The organism is Streptomyces dryopteridis (genome assembly GCF_049606955.1).
Classification (GTDB): Bacteria; Actinomycetota; Actinomycetes; order Streptomycetales; family Streptomycetaceae; genus Streptomyces.
Genome location: NZ_CP187113.1, coordinates 2,707,682 through 2,722,536, shown reverse-complemented (window position 1 = coordinate 2,722,536; position 14,855 = coordinate 2,707,682). Strand labels below are relative to the sequence as shown.

Sequence of the window (14,855 nt, the reverse complement as noted above, 5' to 3'; positions counted from 1 at the left end):
GGTCTCTTGGCGACCAGAATGGGGGCATGACGAAGAACGAGAGCCTCCGGACCGCCGCCCCCGCCACCACCGCCGCCCCGGCCCCCGCCCTCCCCGCCGGCGTCGTGCACACCACCGCCCAGGGCGCCGAGCGGGTCTCGGACGCGCCCGGCAGCGTGATGGCCCTGCTGGCCGACGTGGCCGGGCTGACCTGCAACCTCGCGGTGCTGGAGGAGGGCGCGAAGGGCGCGCCGGTGCACCACCACACCAAGGCGACGGAGTTCTTCTTCGTGCTCGACGGCCGGCTCGACGTGCTGGTCGAGGAGGAGATCCTCACCCTGGCCAAGGGCGATTTCCTGGCCGTGCCCGCGCACGTGAAGCATGCGTTCGCGCCGGCCGCCGGGGCGCGGGCCGAGGTCTTCGTGGGCTTCGCGCCCGGCATGGGCCGCTTCGACTACTACCGGCTGCTGGACCGGGTGCGGGCCGGGCAGGCCGACCCGGCCGAGATCGGGGCCTCCTCGCCGGTCTACGACAACCACTACGGCGAGAGCGCGCTCTGGGCCGGCCGCTGAGCGAGGCGGGCGGGACGGGAGGGCCGGGCGGGCACGGGGGTTCCGCCCGTGCCCGCCCGTTCGCCCGTGCCCGCCCGTGCCCGCCTCGCTCAGCGCGCGGTGCGGCGCAGGGCCGCCGCGTACACGGTGTCGGCGTCCAGCCGGCGCAGCTCCTCGGCGATCAGCTCGGCGCTGCCGCGCACCTTCAGCGCGACCCGCCGGTCCACCCGGTCCGGCAGCACCAGCGTGGCCAGCGGCCCGCCCGGCCGGTCCACCCGGATGTCGCCCTCGGGGGTGGTGAGCACCACGGCGGTGACCACCGGGCCCTCGGTGGGCACCCGCTCGATCGGCACCCCGATGCGCTGTTCCAGCCAGCGGGCCAGGAGTTCGGCGCTGGCGTTGTCCGGCTCGCTCTCCACCCGGCCGCCGGTCACCGGCAGCGGGCGCTGGTCGAGGGCGGCGGCGAGCAGGGCCCGCCACGGGGTGAGCCGGGTCCAGGCCAGGTCGGTGTCGCCGGGGGCGTAGGACGCGGCGCGCTCGTCCAGCACCCCGACCGGGTCGGCGGCCTGCGCGGCGTCCGTGATCCGGCGCTGGGCCAGCGCGCCCAGCTCGTCGCGGGCCGGGTCGGCGGGGGCGTCGTAGGGCCACCAGGCGACCACCGGCGCGTCCGGGACCAGCAGGGGCAGCACCACGGAGGCCGGGTGCGCGATGAGTTCGCCGTGCAGGCGGAGCAGGATGACCTCGCCGGAGCCGGCGTCCGAGCCGACCCGCAGCTCGGCGTCGAGCCGGGCCACCCGCTGCCGGCGGGGCCCGTGCGGGCTGCGCTTGATCACGGCGATGATCCGGCAGGGGTGCTCGCGACCGGCCTCGGAGGCGGCGCGTATCGCGTCGTAGGCGTGCTCCTCGTCCGTCACCAGGACCAGGGTCAGCACCAGGCCCAGGGCGGGGCTGCCGACCTCCCGGCGCGCGTCGAGCAGGGCCTTGGCGACCTGGCTGGAGGTGGTGTCGATGAGTTCGGTCCGCATGGATCGAGTGTCGCAGCGAGCGGGGGCCGCGCGTCACCCGGGCGGGCCGGTTCGGCAAGTGTCCCGACGTGATCCGGCGCACGCCGGGGCGTTCCGGACCGGTCAGTGGGCGCGTGGGGGGCGCGCGGTCTTGGCGGCCTTCGCGGCGGCCTTCAGCTCCTGTTTGTGGGCGCGGACCCGGGCCAGCGACTCGGGGCCGGTGATGTCGGCGGCGGAGCGGTGCGCGCCGCGTTCCCCGTACGGCCCGGCGGCCTCCCGCCAGCCGGTCGGACGCACGCCCATGCGTTTGCCGAGCAGGGCGACGAAGATCCTCGCCTTCTGCTCCCCGAAGCCCGGCAGCTCGCGCAGTCGGCGCAGCAGGTCGGCGCCGTCGGCGGCCCCGGTCCACAGGCGCGCGGCCTCGCCGTCGTAGTGCTCCACCAGGTACGCGCACAGTTGCCGGACCCGGCCCGCCATCGAGCCGGGGTAGCGGTGCACGGCGGGTTTCTCGGCCAGCAGGGCGGCGAAGGCGTCGGGGTCGGTGGCGGCGATCGCGTGCGCGTCGAGGTCCTCGCCGCCCATCCGGCGGGCGATGGTCAGGGGCCCGGAGAAGGCCCATTCCATCGGCACCTGCTGGTCGAGCAGCATCCCGACCAGGGCGGCGAGCGGGCTGCGGGCCAGCAGGGCGTCGGCCTCCGGGTCCTGGGCGAGTCGGAACACGATCGGGGCCGAGCCGTCGGCCTCGCCGGCGGGCTCGGGGCCGGCCTCGGGAGGGGTGCGCATGCTCCCAGGGTGCGCCGGCCGGCGGCTCCCCGCGCGTTCGTCCCGTGAGCCGCCTAGCGTGGGGAGGGGGACCGGTGTGCGAGGAACGCGACGAAGGAGTCGGACGATGACCGAGTTCCCGGAAGGCGCCCCCTGCTGGGCGGACGCGATGTTCAAGGACGTGGAGGGCGCCAAGACCTTCTACGGCGAGGTGCTGGGCTGGACCTTCGGGGAGTCCTCGTCCGAGTACGGCAACTACACCCAGGCGTACAAGGACGGCAAGGCGGTCGCGGCGGTGGTGCCGCCGATGCCGGGCGGGGACGGCGCGGACGAGGCCCCCTCCGCCTGGTGCCTGTACCTGGCCAGCCAGGACGCCGAGGCCGCGGCGGAGAAGGTGACCAAGGCGGGCGGCAAGCTGCTGATGGGGCCGATGCGGGTCGGGGAGTTCGGCACGATGGCGATCGCCCAGGAGCCCACCGGGGCGGTGTTCGGGATCTGGCAGGCCGGGGAGCACAAGGGCTTCGAGCTGGTGGCGAGCTCCGGGGCCTACTGCTGGGCCGAGCTGTTCACCCGGGACGGGCCCACCGCCGACGCGTTCATGACCTCGGTGTTCCCGTACGGGGCGCAGCGGATGGACCCGGGCGAGGACCCGGACGCGATGGACATGGACTTCTCGGTCTACAGCCTGGGCGGACCGCGCAACCCGGTGCTGGGGCGGATGGTGATGGGCCCGGACTTCCCGCCCGAGGTGCCCTCGTACGTGCAGGTGTACTTCGCGGTGGACGACTGCGACGCGGCGGTGGCCAAGGCCCGTGAGCTGGGCGGACAGCTGTACTTCGGGCCGATGGACAGCCCCTTCGGGCGGTTCGCGGCCATCGCCGACCAGCAGGGCGCGGCCTTCGCGGTGATCGACGTGACGCGCACGGTCGGGGAGATGCCCGCGTTCGGCTGAGGTCAGGCGCCTCGGGCGTGTCGGGGGACGGGGTCCGGGGCCGCGTGCACGAGGGCCGGCAGCGCGCCGAACCAGACGTGCGTGACCCCGCTGACGTAACGGGCCCCGCAGCGGTCGGTGGGCACCACGAGCTGGGGGCCCACCGGGTCCAGGTCGATCCCGTCGAGCCGGGTCGCGAGCAGCACCGGGGAGTCCCCGAAGTCCTCGTCCAACTCCGACCAGGAGAGCACCGCGTGGTGCCCGTCGGCGCCGGTCACCGTCAGCAGGTGCCGAGCGCGGTCCTTGCGGCGCCGGGCGTCGAAGAGGGGCTCGGCGCCCAGGACCACGTCCCGCAGCAGCACCCCGTCGAAGACGTGGCGCTGCGGCCCGTTCGTGGCGCAGTCGAACGTGACCGGCGCCCGGTGCTCGGGCAGGGCGGCGCGCAGGCGCGCCACGTCCCACCGGGCCGGATGGCGCACCTCGCCGTGCAGCAGCAGTTTCGGCATGCGGCGATGATGCCCGTCCGGCCCGGCGGTGGAACCTCATCTGCGAGGTCTGTGGCATGACACACCTGGCAGATGCGCGGCGTTCGTGCGATCGGACCTCTCGGGTGCCGATCGCGTCGATCAGCGCAGGCCGAAGGACTCGTAGGCGGCGTCCAGGGTCTCGACCTCCAGGCCGTTCGCTTCGCGCACCAGGCGGATCGCGCGGTAGATCTGGTTGATGTGCGCGATGTCGTGGCCGATGACCTTGCGGATCATCACCTCCATCGTCTCGCCGCCCTGCTCGCCGTGGCGGCCGGTGCGCTGCCAGTCCTCGGCGGTGAACGAGGCCAGCAGGGCCACGTTCGAGGCGCGCATCCCGCTCCAGGCGTCCAGCATCTGACGGAACGGCAGGCGCGGCAGCGGGGCCCACAGGCGCTCGTCGTAGCCCGGGTAGACGGGGTTGTCCTCGGTGGCGACCAGGCGCCAGCGGAAGCCGTAGACCACGTCCACGTCGAAGAGGTGGCCCACCACGAACGCGGCCGGCCACTCGCCCGGCTCCGGCACCGTCTCGGCGAGTTCGGTGGGCAGGTCGGCGAAGAGGCGGGTGGCCCAGACGGTGGTCTGCGAGAGCACCGAGTGCCAGTCGCGGTCGGCCGCCACGTCGAGGAGGGCGGTCACGTACGCGGCCGGGTCCTCGGTCGCGGAGGGGATGTCGATGCGGTGCACGTCCGTGACGGTCGGGTTCACGGTGGGGGCGGTCATCAGGAAGGGGCCTTTCACGAGGTGGTGCGGACGGTGCCGCGCGGGGGTCCCGCGCGCGGCGGCGGGTGGAACGGCGGGGTGGAACGGGCCCGGATCAGTCCGCGCGGGGCGCGGCGGCCACGACGACCGGTTCCGGGGCGGTGGGCGCGGTCGGCGGCAGCGGGTCGGCGTCCCGGGTGGGCTCGCCGCCCTCGTGCGCCGCGGCCGCGGGGGCCTGCGTGGGCTCGGGCGTGGGCTTCGCGGCGCGGTTCGGCTTGGCGCCCAGGATCAGCAGGGCGCCGAGGCCGGCGACCACCGCGCAGACGATCCAGTGCACGGGCGCGGAGACGCTGTAGAGCAGGCCGCCGACGGCCGGTCCGAGGGTGCCGCCCAGGGTGTGGGCCAAGCCCTCGGCGCCCTGGTAGCGGCCGCGCAGGTGGTCGGGGGAGAACTCGGCCGGGTAGGCGTTGGCGATCGGGGTGTAGACGGTCTCGGCGACCGTCCAGACCACCACGGTCAGCGCCAGCAGCCAGAGCACGTTCGAGGCGCCGGTCGCGGCCATGCCGATGCCGAGCAGCACCAGGCCGGCCGCGATCACCAGGCGGGGGTCGCGCTTCTCGGTGCGCTTGGTCAGCGGCAGTTCGATGACCACGCACAGCAGCGCGTTCAGACCCAGCAGCAGGCCGTACACGCTGTTGTCGAAGCCGGCGTCGGTGACGTGCAGCGGGAGGGTGGCCGTGGACTGGCCGTAGACGAAGGTGGCGGCCACCATCGAGCCGAGGAACAGCAGGTACGGGCGGTCGGAGAAGACCGCGCGGTAGCCGTCCCGGCCCTTCTTCGCGGGCTTCGCCCCGGCCTCGGCCGCGACCGGCTCGGGCGCGGCCACCGGGGGCCGGCCGCCGGGCAGGGCGATCAGGGCCAGCAGGCCGAAGGAGGCCGCGAAGAAGGCGTCGCCGAGGAAGACGTAGGTGTACGAGGCGCCCGAGAGCAGGCCGCCGACCAGCGGGCCGACCGCCATGCCGACGTTGATCGCCAGGCGCAGCACGGCGAACGCGAGCACCCGCTGCTCCTCGGCGACCACGTCCACGAGCATGGCGCCCGCGGCCGGTCGGTAGAGCTGCGCGAACACGCCGACCAGGCCCACCAGCACGGTGGTGGTGACCAGGTCCTCGGTGAGCGGCACGCACGCGGTGGCGGTGGCCGAGCCGAACATGGACACGGCGATGGCCGCGCGCCGGCCGACCCGGTCGGCCAGCGAACCGCCGACCATGTTGCCGACGAACGCGCCCACGCCGACCACGCCGAGGGCCAGACCGGCCTGGGCCGCGCTGTACCCCTTCGAGACGAGGAACAGCACGAGGAACACGTTCAGGAAATTGCCGAATTTTATGAGGAACATTCCGGCGAAGATGACCCAGGCGCTCCTGGGCAATTCACGCAATCGTCGGCGCAGGGGTTCTTCGCCGGCCATGGGGTCTCCTTTTCGACGCGGTGGTCCCGGCGCCCGTCGACCGGCGGGACGTGGGGGGTGTGCCCGGGACGGCGCGCCCGCGGGGGCGGGCGGCGTCCGGGTCCGGGGCGGGCGGCGAGCGGGCGGCGCACCCGGCAGGGCGGCCGCCGCGATCGACGGAGGTGACAGGCCCGGCGACCGCTCCGGAAGGGCGATGACCTCATGGAACACGCCCCCGGCCACGGCTTCCAGGGGTCCGGGCCGGCACAAGACTGCGTGGCACGATCCTGCCTCCCCCTCCCTTCCCGGGGGCCCGTGCGGCACGCGCGCGCCGCCCGCCCGCGCGCGTGGCGCGCGGGGGAGGGGACCGGCCGCTCGCCCCCCGTCGGCGGGGGCTGCGTCTTTTGTGCCAAGCAGACTTGTGCCGGCGGAAAAGCATTCCCCGGGCCGAATTCCCCCGGCAGAGTTCTGGCCATGACCGCACACAAGCTTCTCGTCGTCGGCGGCAGGATCCAGACCCTGCGCAAGGCGGCCGCGCTCGGAATTCGATTCGTGCTCATCCAGCACAAGGACCAGTTCGTGCCGGAGGCCGCCCGCCTCGCCGAGGCCGTGCTGATCGCCGACTACACCGACTGGGAGATCACCCGTCCGCTGGTCGAGGCCGCCCACCAGGCGTACGGCTTCACCCGGGTCGTCTCCATCACGGAGCCCGGCCTCGTCCCGGCCGGCCGGATCAGCGACCACCTGGGTCTGGGCGGCACCTCCGAGGAGGTCGCCGAACTGCTCCGCGACAAGCACGCGATGCGGGCCCACCTCGCCGCCTCCGCCGACCCCGCCGTGCGCGCCCTGTCGGTCGCCGCCGCCGAGGTCGAGTCGGCCGCCGACCTCGCGGCCTTCGGCGCGGCCCACGGCTACCCCTTCGTCCTCAAGCCCACCGACGCCACCGCCAGCCTCGGCGTCACCCGGATCGACGGCCCCGAACAGGCCGCCGCCGCCTGGGCCGGGGTCGAGGAGCTGCGGGCCCGCACCGACCTCCAGTGGGGCGCGTTCTTCACCATCGGACGCTTCCTGGCCGAGAGCTACATCTCGGGCCCCGAGTACAGCGTGGAGACCTTCTCCTTCGCCGGCCGGCACGTGGTCCTCGCGATCACCGAGAAGCTGACCGGCGGCGCCGAGGGCTTCATCGAGCTCGGCCACGCCCTGCCCGCCCGCCTCGCCCCCGAGCAGGAGCGCGCGGTGGAGGAGACGGTCTCGCGCTTCCTCGACGCCATGGGCCTGACCGACGGCGCCGCCCACACCGAACTGCGGCTCTCCCCCGACGGTCCGCGGATCATCGAGAGCCACAACCGCATGGGCGGGGACCGGATCTTCGACCTGCTGATCGCGGTGCACGGCATCGACCTCGAAGAGTGGATCGTGGCCTGGGCCTTCCACCTGATCCCGGAGCTCACCGAACGCCCGGTGGCCGAGATCTCCGCCGCCACCCGCTTCCTGTCGGCCGGTCCCGGCAAGGTCGTCGAGATCCAGGGCGCCGCCGAGGCACTCGCCCTGGACGAGGTGATCGACGTGGAGACCACCGTCAAGGTCGGCGACACCGTCGGCGAGCTGCGCGGCAACTGGGACCGGGTCGGCCAGGTGCTCACCACCGGCCCCGATACCACCGCCGCCATCGCCACGGCCGAGCGGCTGACCGAGAAGGTCACCGTGGTCACCGAGCCCGTGACCGCCGCCGCGCCCACCGCCTGACGGTCCGCACCGCACCGTCCGCCCCGACCGCCGCGCGCTGTTTCACGTGAAACACCCCCACCGCAGACCGCTGTTTCACGTGAAACACGCTCCGCGCCGGACCGCGCTTCCCGCCCCTGACGCCGAGAGAGCCCCACACCAGTCATGAAGATCCTGCTGATCATGCGGAACACCTACGCCTGGCACCGCGAGCACATCGAGACCCTCGAACGCATGGGCCTGGAACTGCACCTCGCCACCCAGCTCGCCGGCGCCGAGTCGGACGGCCGCTTCGCCTCCGTGGTCCGGCTCGCCGAGTCCCAGGACACCGACGCCGTCGCGAAGACCTGCGCCGAGGCCGCGAACGAACTGGGCATCGACACCGCGATCACCTTCTACGACAGCGACATCGTGCTCACCGCCAAGGTCAACCAGCTGCTCGGGCACGCCTGGCCGCGCCCGGAGGCCGACGCGATCTCCCGCGACAAGGGGCTCCAGCGCGAGTTCCTGCTCGCCCACGACCTGCCGGCGCCCCGCTTCGCCGCCGTGGTCGACGTGGAACAGGGCCTGGCCGCCGCCGAGGCGTTCACGTACCCCTTCATCGTCAAGCCGAAGGCGCTGGCCGCGAGCATCGGCGTCAGCCTGGTGCAGAACCGCGAGGAGCTGGAGGCCGCGCTCGTCGAGATCACCCGCCTCACCGCGGAGTGGGGCCGGGTCTTCCAGAGCGAGGGCCCCGCGATCGCCCTGCTGGAGGAGTTCCTCCCCGGCAAGGAGGTCACCCTCGACGGCGTGGTCCTCGACGGGAAGTTCCACCTCGTCGGCGTCACCAACAAGATGCAGATGCCCGGCCCGTACTTCGAGGAGGACTTCTACACCCTCCCCTTCCGCACCCCGGAGGAGGAGCCCGGCCTGGTCGCCGTCTCCGAGGGCATCGTCTCCGCGCTCGGCGTGCACCACGCCCTCTTCAACGCCGAGTTCCGCCAGGACGCCGACGGCACCTACCGGATCGTCGAGTTCGCCACCCGCATGAGCGGCGGCCAGAACTACCGCAACCTGCGCGAGGTGCACGGGATCGACGCCGTCCGGCTCTACGCCAAGGCCGTCATCGCCGGCGACGACCCCGCCGCCCGCGCCGAGATCCTCACCGGCGAGGTCCCCCGGGCCACCACCCCCCGCGCCGCGACCTGCATCAAGTTCGCGTACCGCACCGGAACCCTGGTCCGCAACAACCCGGGCGACGCCTACCACTCCCCGTACTTCCGCTCCTACATCCCGGCCTCCAAGCTCGGCGACACCCTGCGCCGCGCCCCCGAGGGCTGGTACGAGATCGCCGGCTCCCTCGCCGTGGCCGCGCCCTACCGCGAGCCCGCCGACGTCGACCGGGTCGAGCGGATCGCCGCCGAGCTCGACGAACTGCTCGACGTGGTCGTGGTCCCGCCGGCCCGCCACCGCTGACCCCCGTCCAGGCAGCTCCCCCACACCCGCCCGCCGGGCCGCGCGCCCGCGCCGGCCGACGCCGAGAAAGCCGAGTCATGCACGCCACCGACCCCGTGTTCCGCATGGGAATCACGGAGCCCACCGCCATCGACCCCTACAAGGCCCAGGAAGGAGAGGGCATCCTCGTCTGCAAGGCCCTCTTCACCGGGCTGCTCGCCCTCGACCCCGAGGGCCGGCTCGTCCCCGCCACCGCGCACTCCTGGGACTCCGACGAGCAGGGCCTGACCTGGACCTTCCGGCTGCGCACCGACACCGTCTTCAGCACCGGCGAGCCCGTCACCGCCCACAGCTTCGTCCGCGGCTGGCGCCGCGCCCTGGACCCCGAGGCCAACACCGAGACCGCCTACCACCTCGCCGGCGTCGCCGACTTCCGGGCCGAGGACGAGGCCACCCTGGTCGTCGAACTCTCCGTCCCCGACGTTGAATTCGACCTCAAGACCCTCCAGCCCATCTTCAGCCCCGTCCCCGAGGGCACCGGCCCCGCCCTGGACCCGGAGTACAACGACCGGCCCATCGGCAACGGCCCCTTCAAGCTGGCGGGCCCCTGGCGCCACCACGAATCCCTCCACCTGGTCCGCAACGACCTGTGGAAGGGCGGCCCGCTCCCCGAGATCGCCGAGGTCCGCATCGACGTCCTCGACCCGGTCACCGCCCTCGACGACGAGTACGCCGCCTTCCGCGCCGGCACCTACGACTACGCCCGGATCCCCCCGGCCCGCACCGCCGAGGCCGCCGCCGGACCCGACTTCCTGGAGCAGGAGGGCGCCGGGCTCTTCTACCTCATCCCCTTCTGCCACCAGGCCCCGATGGACACCCTGGACGCCCGCCGCGCCCTGTCCGCCGCGATCGACCGCCAGGGCCTCATCGACACGTACTTCCAGGGCCGGCGCACCGCCGCCCACTCCCTGCTCTCGCCCTGGTTCGGCAAGGCCCACACCCCGCGCGCCGAACTGGCCGCCGAGATCGGCGCCGACTGGACCGCGTACGACCCCGAGGCCGCCCGCGCCGCCGCCGAACGCGCCGGACTCGGCCCCGGCACCCGCGTCGAACTGGCCTACAACACCGGAGCCGGCCACGACGACTGGTTCCTGGCCATGGTCGACGGACTGCGCGAGACCCTCGGCTGGGAGACCGTCCCGATCCGCTTCGACGCCCGCGGCCTGGTCGACCACCGCACCGGGATCGCCGCCTCCGGGGCCTGCCGCGCCGGCTGGGCCTGCGACTACCCCACCCCCGACAACATGCTCTTCCCGCTGCTGCACTCCTCGTGCACCGCGCCCGACGAACACGGCACCGCCCACGGCGACAACGAGGGCCGCTGGGTCAACGCCGAGTTCGACCGCCTGGTCGCCCTCGCCCGCGCCTCCACCGACGCCGCCGAACGCGTCGACGCCTGGCGCCGCGCCGACCGGATCGCCACCGCGGACCTCGCCCTGATCCCCCTCTGGTACCGCACCGACCAGCGCGTGTACGCCGTCGACCGGATCACGGGCCTGCACATCGACTTCGACGGCAACCCCACCCTGCCCACCGTGACCACAAGGAGCACCGAACGATGACCGCGGCCCCCACCACCGACCGGACCACCACGGACACCGCGGTGTACGACATCCTCGGCATCGGATTCGGTCCCGCCAACCTCGCCCTCGCCATCGCCCTGGAAGAGCGCGACTCCCCGCTGACCGCCCGCTTCCTGGAGGCCCGCCCCACCCCCGAGTGGCAGCCCGGCATGCTTCTGGACGGCTCCGACATCCAGAACCACCCGAGCCGTGACCTCGTCACCCTGCGCAACCCGCGCAGCCGCTACAGCTTCCTCAACTACCTGTACGAGCAGGGCCGGCTGCTGCGCCACCTGAACCTGCCCTCCGAGTTCCCGCTCCGCAAGGAGTACGCCGGCTACATCCGCTGGGCCTCCTCCTTCTTCGCCCACCTCGTGGACTGCGACCAGCGGGCCGCCGACGTGGAGGTGATCACCGAGGGCGGCGAACGCCTGTACCGCGTCACCACCCTCTCCGGCCGCCGCTACCTCGGCCGCACCCTGGTGATGGGCCCCGGCCGCACCCCGTACGTGCCCAGCCCGTACGACACCGCGAACACCCCCCGGATCTTCCACCTCACCCAGTACCTGCCCAAGCTCGCCGAGCTCGCCGGCCAGGGCCGGGCCCCGGAGTCCGTGGCCGTCATCGGCGGCAGCCAGAGCGCCGTCGAGCTCGCCCTCGACCTCTCCCGCCGCTTCCCGGACACCAAGGTCACCACCTACACCCGCTCCCACTCGCTGCGCCTGAAGGACACCAGCCCCTTCAGCGAGGAGGGCTACTTCCCGGAGTTCACGGACTACTACTTCCGCGCCTCCCGCGAGGGCAAGAAGGCCCTCGACGCCTACATGCACGGCACCAACTACTCCTCCGCCGACGGCGACGTGCTGCGCGAGCTGTACCTCACCATCTACGAGCAGGAGCTCGACGGGGACCAGAAGGTCTTCGTCCGCGGCAACCACGAGGCCATCTCGGTCCGCGAGGACGGCGACAAGGTCGCCCTGGAGTTCCTGGAGCGCCACACCGGCAGGACCGTCGTGGACACCGTCGACTTCGCCGTCCTGGCCACCGGCTTCCGCAACATGGGCCCCGGCCCGCACGAGGAGCTGTGCCCGCCGCTGATGGCCTCCCTCGCCGACCGCTTCACCACCGAGGACGACGGCCGGCTCGCCGTCGACTGGGACTACGCCCTGCGCCCGCTGGACGCCGACACCCCGCCGCTGTTCCTCAACGGCCTGTGCGAGTCCAGCCACGGCATCGGCGACGCCGGCTCCTTCAGCCTGCTGTCCCTGCGCGCCGCCACCCTCACCGACGCCCTCACCGCCCGCCTCGCCCCCCACAGCGACACCGAGGCCGCCGAAGGCGACGACACCGACCCCACCGACCGCAGCGCCGTCCTCGCGGCAGCCTGAGCCGAAAGCGCCGATCGCACATGACCGCCACCATCGACTCGCCCGTCTCCCGGCAGCCCTACGAGGGTCCCCGCGTGACCGGCCCGCTGCCCGGCCCGCTCAGCGCCGCCCTCCTCGACCGCCAGGCCGGCCGCGAGTCCAACTCCCGCTCCTACCCCCGCAAGCTCCCCATCGCCATCCGCCGTGGCGAGGGCAGCTACGTCGAGGACCTCGACGGCAACGTCTTCCTCGACTTCCTCAGCGGCGCCGGCGTCCTCTCGCTCGGCCACAACCACCCCGAGCCGCTCGCCGCCGCCCACCGCCAGCTCGACGAGTTCGTGCACGGCCTGGACTTCCCCACCCCGATCAAGGACGAGTTCACCGACCTCACCATCGGGATGCTCCCGGAGCCGATGCGCGAGCGCACCCGGATCCACTTCTGCGGCCCCACCGGCGCCAACGCCGTCGACGCGGCCCTCAAGCTCTGCAAGACCGCGACCGGACGCGAGGAGGTCATCTCCTTCCAGGGCGGCTTCCACGGAGCCACCATGGCCGCGATGAGCGTCACCGGCCTGGTCGAGCAGAAGGAACCGGTCCGCGGCCGGATGCCCGGGGTGCACTTCTTCCCCTACTCCAACTGCCACAACTGCCCGCTCGGCCTGCGCCGCGACTCCTGCCAGGTCAACTGCGCCGCCTTCCTGGAGCGCGCCCTGACCGACGTCAACGGCGGCATCACCCTCCCGGCCGCCGTGATCATGGAGCTGGTGCAGGGCGAGGGCGGGGTCATCCCCGCCGAGGTCGAGTTCGTCCAGCGGGTCCGCGAGGTCACCCGCGAACTCGGCATCCCGCTCATCATCGACGAGGTGCAGAGCGGCTGCGGCCGCACCGGCACCTGGTTCGCCTTCGAGCAGTACGGCATCGAACCCGACGTCATCTGCGCCTCCAAGGCCCTCAGCGGCATGGGCCTGCCCGCCTCCGTCATCCTCTACGACGAGAAGCTCGACACCTGGGCCCCCGGCGCCCACTCCGGCACCTTCCGCGGCAACCAGCCCGCCTTCGCCGCCGGCGTCGCCACCATGAAGGTGGTCAAGCGCGACGGGGTCCTGGAGAACGTCCGGGCCCGCGCCGACCAGCTCATGGTCCACCTCCAGGAACTGCGGGACCTGAGCCCCTGGGTCGCCGACGTGCGGGGCCTCGGCCTGATGACCGGCGTCGAACTCACCGACCCGGCCACCGGCAAGCCCGCCACCCCCCTCGCCAAGCGCGTCCAGTGGGAGGCCGTCAGCCGCGGCCTGATCCTCGAACTCGGCGGCCGGGACGACTGCGTCGTGCGCATGCTCCCCCCGCTGAACTGCACCGTCGACCAGATCGACCACGCCGGCCGGATCCTGCGCGAATCCCTCCTGGCCGCCCTCGCCCACCTCGACCTCGTCGAGGACCCCGCCGGCGCCCCCGCCGGGCGGGCCGACTCCGAACCGGCGGTGACCCGATGACCAGCCCCCTCGACCACGACCTGGTCGTCGCCGGCTTCGGCCCCTCCGGCATCGCGCTCGCCGCCGCCGTCGAGGACCACGACGACACCGAACCCGACCGGGCCCCGCTCGCCGCCCGCTACCTGGAGAAGGCCCCCGACTCCGCCTGGCAGCCCAACCTGGTCCTGCCCGGCACCGACATCCAGCACCACTTCCTGCGCGACTTCGCCACCCCGCGCGACCCGCGCTCCCGCTTCACCTTCCCCACCTACCTCCAGCAGAGCGGACGCTTCTACCCCTTCACCCTGATGGGCGGCTACGTCAGCCGGCTCGAATGGTCCGACTACGTCCAGTGGGCCGCCCGCCAGGTCCGGGGCCCCGTGGACTACCACCGCGAGGTGGTCTGCGTGGAACCCGTCTTCGACGCCGACGGCCGCGTCCGCACCGCCGACGTGGTCAGCCGCGACACCCGCGACGGCTCCGTGCACCGCACCCGAGGCCGCAACATCGCCCTGGCCACCGGCCACGCCGCCTACGTCCCCGAGTCCTTCCGCCCCTTCCTCGGCGAGCGCGTCTTCCACGCCTCCAAGCTGCTGCCGAGCCTCGCCGCCCTCGGCGACCGGCCTGTGCGCACCGTCGCCGTCGTCGGCGCCGGCCAGACCGCCGGCGAGATCGTCCTGCACCTGGCCGCCGCCAACCCCGAGGCCCAGATCCACTCGATCGTCCGCCACGCCGGCTTCCGGATGTACGAACTCGGCCACTTCAGCAACGAGGTCTACTTCCCCGACGAGACCGACTACTTCTACGGACTCGACGGCGATCAGCGCGAACGCGCCCTCGACCAGGCCCGCGCCACCAACTACGCGGCCGTCGACCCGGACGTGTCCACCGCCCTCTACCAGGCCGTCTACCAGGACCGCTTCACCGGCCGGCAGCGCCTGCACATGCACAAGCGGACCGAGATAGCCGACCTCGCCGAACTCCCCGACGGCCGGATCTCCCTGCGCACCCGCGAGGTGTTCACCGGGGAGGAGACCACCATCGAGGCCGACGCCGTCATCGTCTGCACCGGCTACCGCGAGAGCGCCTTCCCCGAGGCCCTCACCGCGTTCGCGCCCTGGCTGCGCCTCGACGACCGCGGCCGCCCCCAGGTCACCCGCGCCTACCGCGCCGAGACCACCGAGGACTGCGAGGTCGGCATCTACCTCGACGGCCTCACCGAATGGCGCCACGGCATCGGCAGCGCCACCTCCTTCAGCCAGATGGCCGCCAAGGCCGACACCATCCACCGCGACCTGCGCGCCCGCCTGCGCCGCCCGGTCGCCGCCTGAT

13 protein-coding genes are annotated in these 14,855 nt (G+C 73.3%); 8 read left to right on the top strand and 5 right to left on the bottom strand.

The window, feature by feature from the left end:
• The first annotated feature begins 26 nt into the window (after positions 1–26).
• Positions 27–551 carry a cupin domain-containing protein gene (locus ACN20G_RS11495; protein ID WP_424212648.1) on the top strand — a complete coding sequence of 175 codons (525 nt, stop codon included), beginning with the start codon at positions 27–29 and terminating at the stop codon, positions 549–551.
• An 89-nt stretch (positions 552–640) separates the two neighbouring features.
• On the opposite strand, the gene opcA is transcribed toward ACN20G_RS11495, so the two are convergent.
• Both opcA and ACN20G_RS11485 read right to left on the bottom strand, forming a co-directional pair.
• Entirely contained in the window at positions 641–1,555 is a 915-nt protein-coding gene (gene opcA, locus ACN20G_RS11490; RefSeq protein ID WP_424212647.1) for a glucose-6-phosphate dehydrogenase assembly protein OpcA, read from the bottom strand.
• A 102-nt stretch (positions 1,556–1,657) separates the two neighbouring features.
• Positions 1,658–2,317: an HhH-GPD-type base excision DNA repair protein gene (locus tag ACN20G_RS11485; protein ID WP_424212646.1), complete on the bottom strand. Its 660-nt coding sequence runs from the start codon at positions 2,315–2,317 to the stop codon at positions 1,658–1,660.
• A gap of 106 nt (positions 2,318–2,423) precedes the next feature.
• On the opposite strand from ACN20G_RS11485, the gene ACN20G_RS11480 reads away from it, so the two are divergent.
• A complete protein-coding gene (locus ACN20G_RS11480) occupies positions 2,424–3,248 on the top strand; it encodes a VOC family protein (RefSeq protein ID WP_424212645.1) in 825 nt (274 codons plus the stop codon).
• Between the two features lie 2 nt (positions 3,249–3,250).
• On the opposite strand, the gene ACN20G_RS11475 is transcribed toward ACN20G_RS11480, so the two are convergent.
• The 3 genes from ACN20G_RS11475 to ACN20G_RS11465 form a co-directional block, all read right to left on the bottom strand.
• A complete protein-coding gene (locus tag ACN20G_RS11475; protein ID WP_424212644.1) occupies positions 3,251–3,733 on the bottom strand; it encodes a molybdopterin-dependent oxidoreductase in 483 nt (160 codons plus the stop codon).
• 120 nt (positions 3,734–3,853) lie between these two features.
• On the bottom strand, positions 3,854–4,474 hold the full coding sequence (locus ACN20G_RS11470; RefSeq protein WP_424212643.1) for a DinB family protein: 621 nt from the start codon (positions 4,472–4,474) through the stop codon (positions 3,854–3,856).
• 94 nt (positions 4,475–4,568) lie between these two features.
• Positions 4,569–5,924, bottom strand: coding sequence for an MDR family MFS transporter (locus ACN20G_RS11465; protein WP_424212642.1), 1,356 nt, complete (start codon positions 5,922–5,924; stop codon positions 4,569–4,571).
• Between the two features lie 453 nt (positions 5,925–6,377).
• Here ACN20G_RS11465 and ACN20G_RS11460 point away from each other — a divergent pair, with 453 nt between their 5' ends.
• The 6 genes from ACN20G_RS11460 (at position 6,378) to ACN20G_RS11435 (ending at position 14,854) form a co-directional block, all read left to right on the top strand.
• On the top strand, positions 6,378–7,649 hold the full coding sequence (locus tag ACN20G_RS11460) for an ATP-grasp domain-containing protein (RefSeq protein ID WP_424212641.1): 1,272 nt from the start codon (positions 6,378–6,380) through the stop codon (positions 7,647–7,649).
• Positions 7,650–7,793: 144 nt separating this feature from the next.
• Positions 7,794–9,083, top strand: a complete 1,290-nt coding sequence (locus ACN20G_RS11455) for an ATP-grasp domain-containing protein (RefSeq protein ID WP_424212640.1) — start codon at positions 7,794–7,796, stop codon at positions 9,081–9,083.
• 77 nt (positions 9,084–9,160) lie between these two features.
• A complete protein-coding gene (locus tag ACN20G_RS11450; protein ID WP_424212639.1) occupies positions 9,161–10,684 on the top strand; it encodes an ABC transporter substrate-binding protein in 1,524 nt (507 codons plus the stop codon).
• Positions 10,681–12,072, top strand: a complete 1,392-nt coding sequence (locus ACN20G_RS11445; RefSeq protein ID WP_424212638.1) for a SidA/IucD/PvdA family monooxygenase — start codon at positions 10,681–10,683, stop codon at positions 12,070–12,072. The genes ACN20G_RS11450 and ACN20G_RS11445 overlap by 4 nt, the downstream gene beginning before the upstream one ends.
• 20 nt (positions 12,073–12,092) lie before the next feature.
• On the top strand, positions 12,093–13,544 hold the full coding sequence (locus ACN20G_RS11440) for a diaminobutyrate--2-oxoglutarate transaminase family protein (protein WP_424212637.1): 1,452 nt from the start codon (positions 12,093–12,095) through the stop codon (positions 13,542–13,544).
• Entirely contained in the window at positions 13,541–14,854 is a 1,314-nt protein-coding gene (locus ACN20G_RS11435) for a SidA/IucD/PvdA family monooxygenase (protein WP_424212636.1), read from the top strand. The genes ACN20G_RS11440 and ACN20G_RS11435 overlap by 4 nt, the downstream gene beginning before the upstream one ends.
• Position 14,855: the final 1 nt, after the last annotated feature.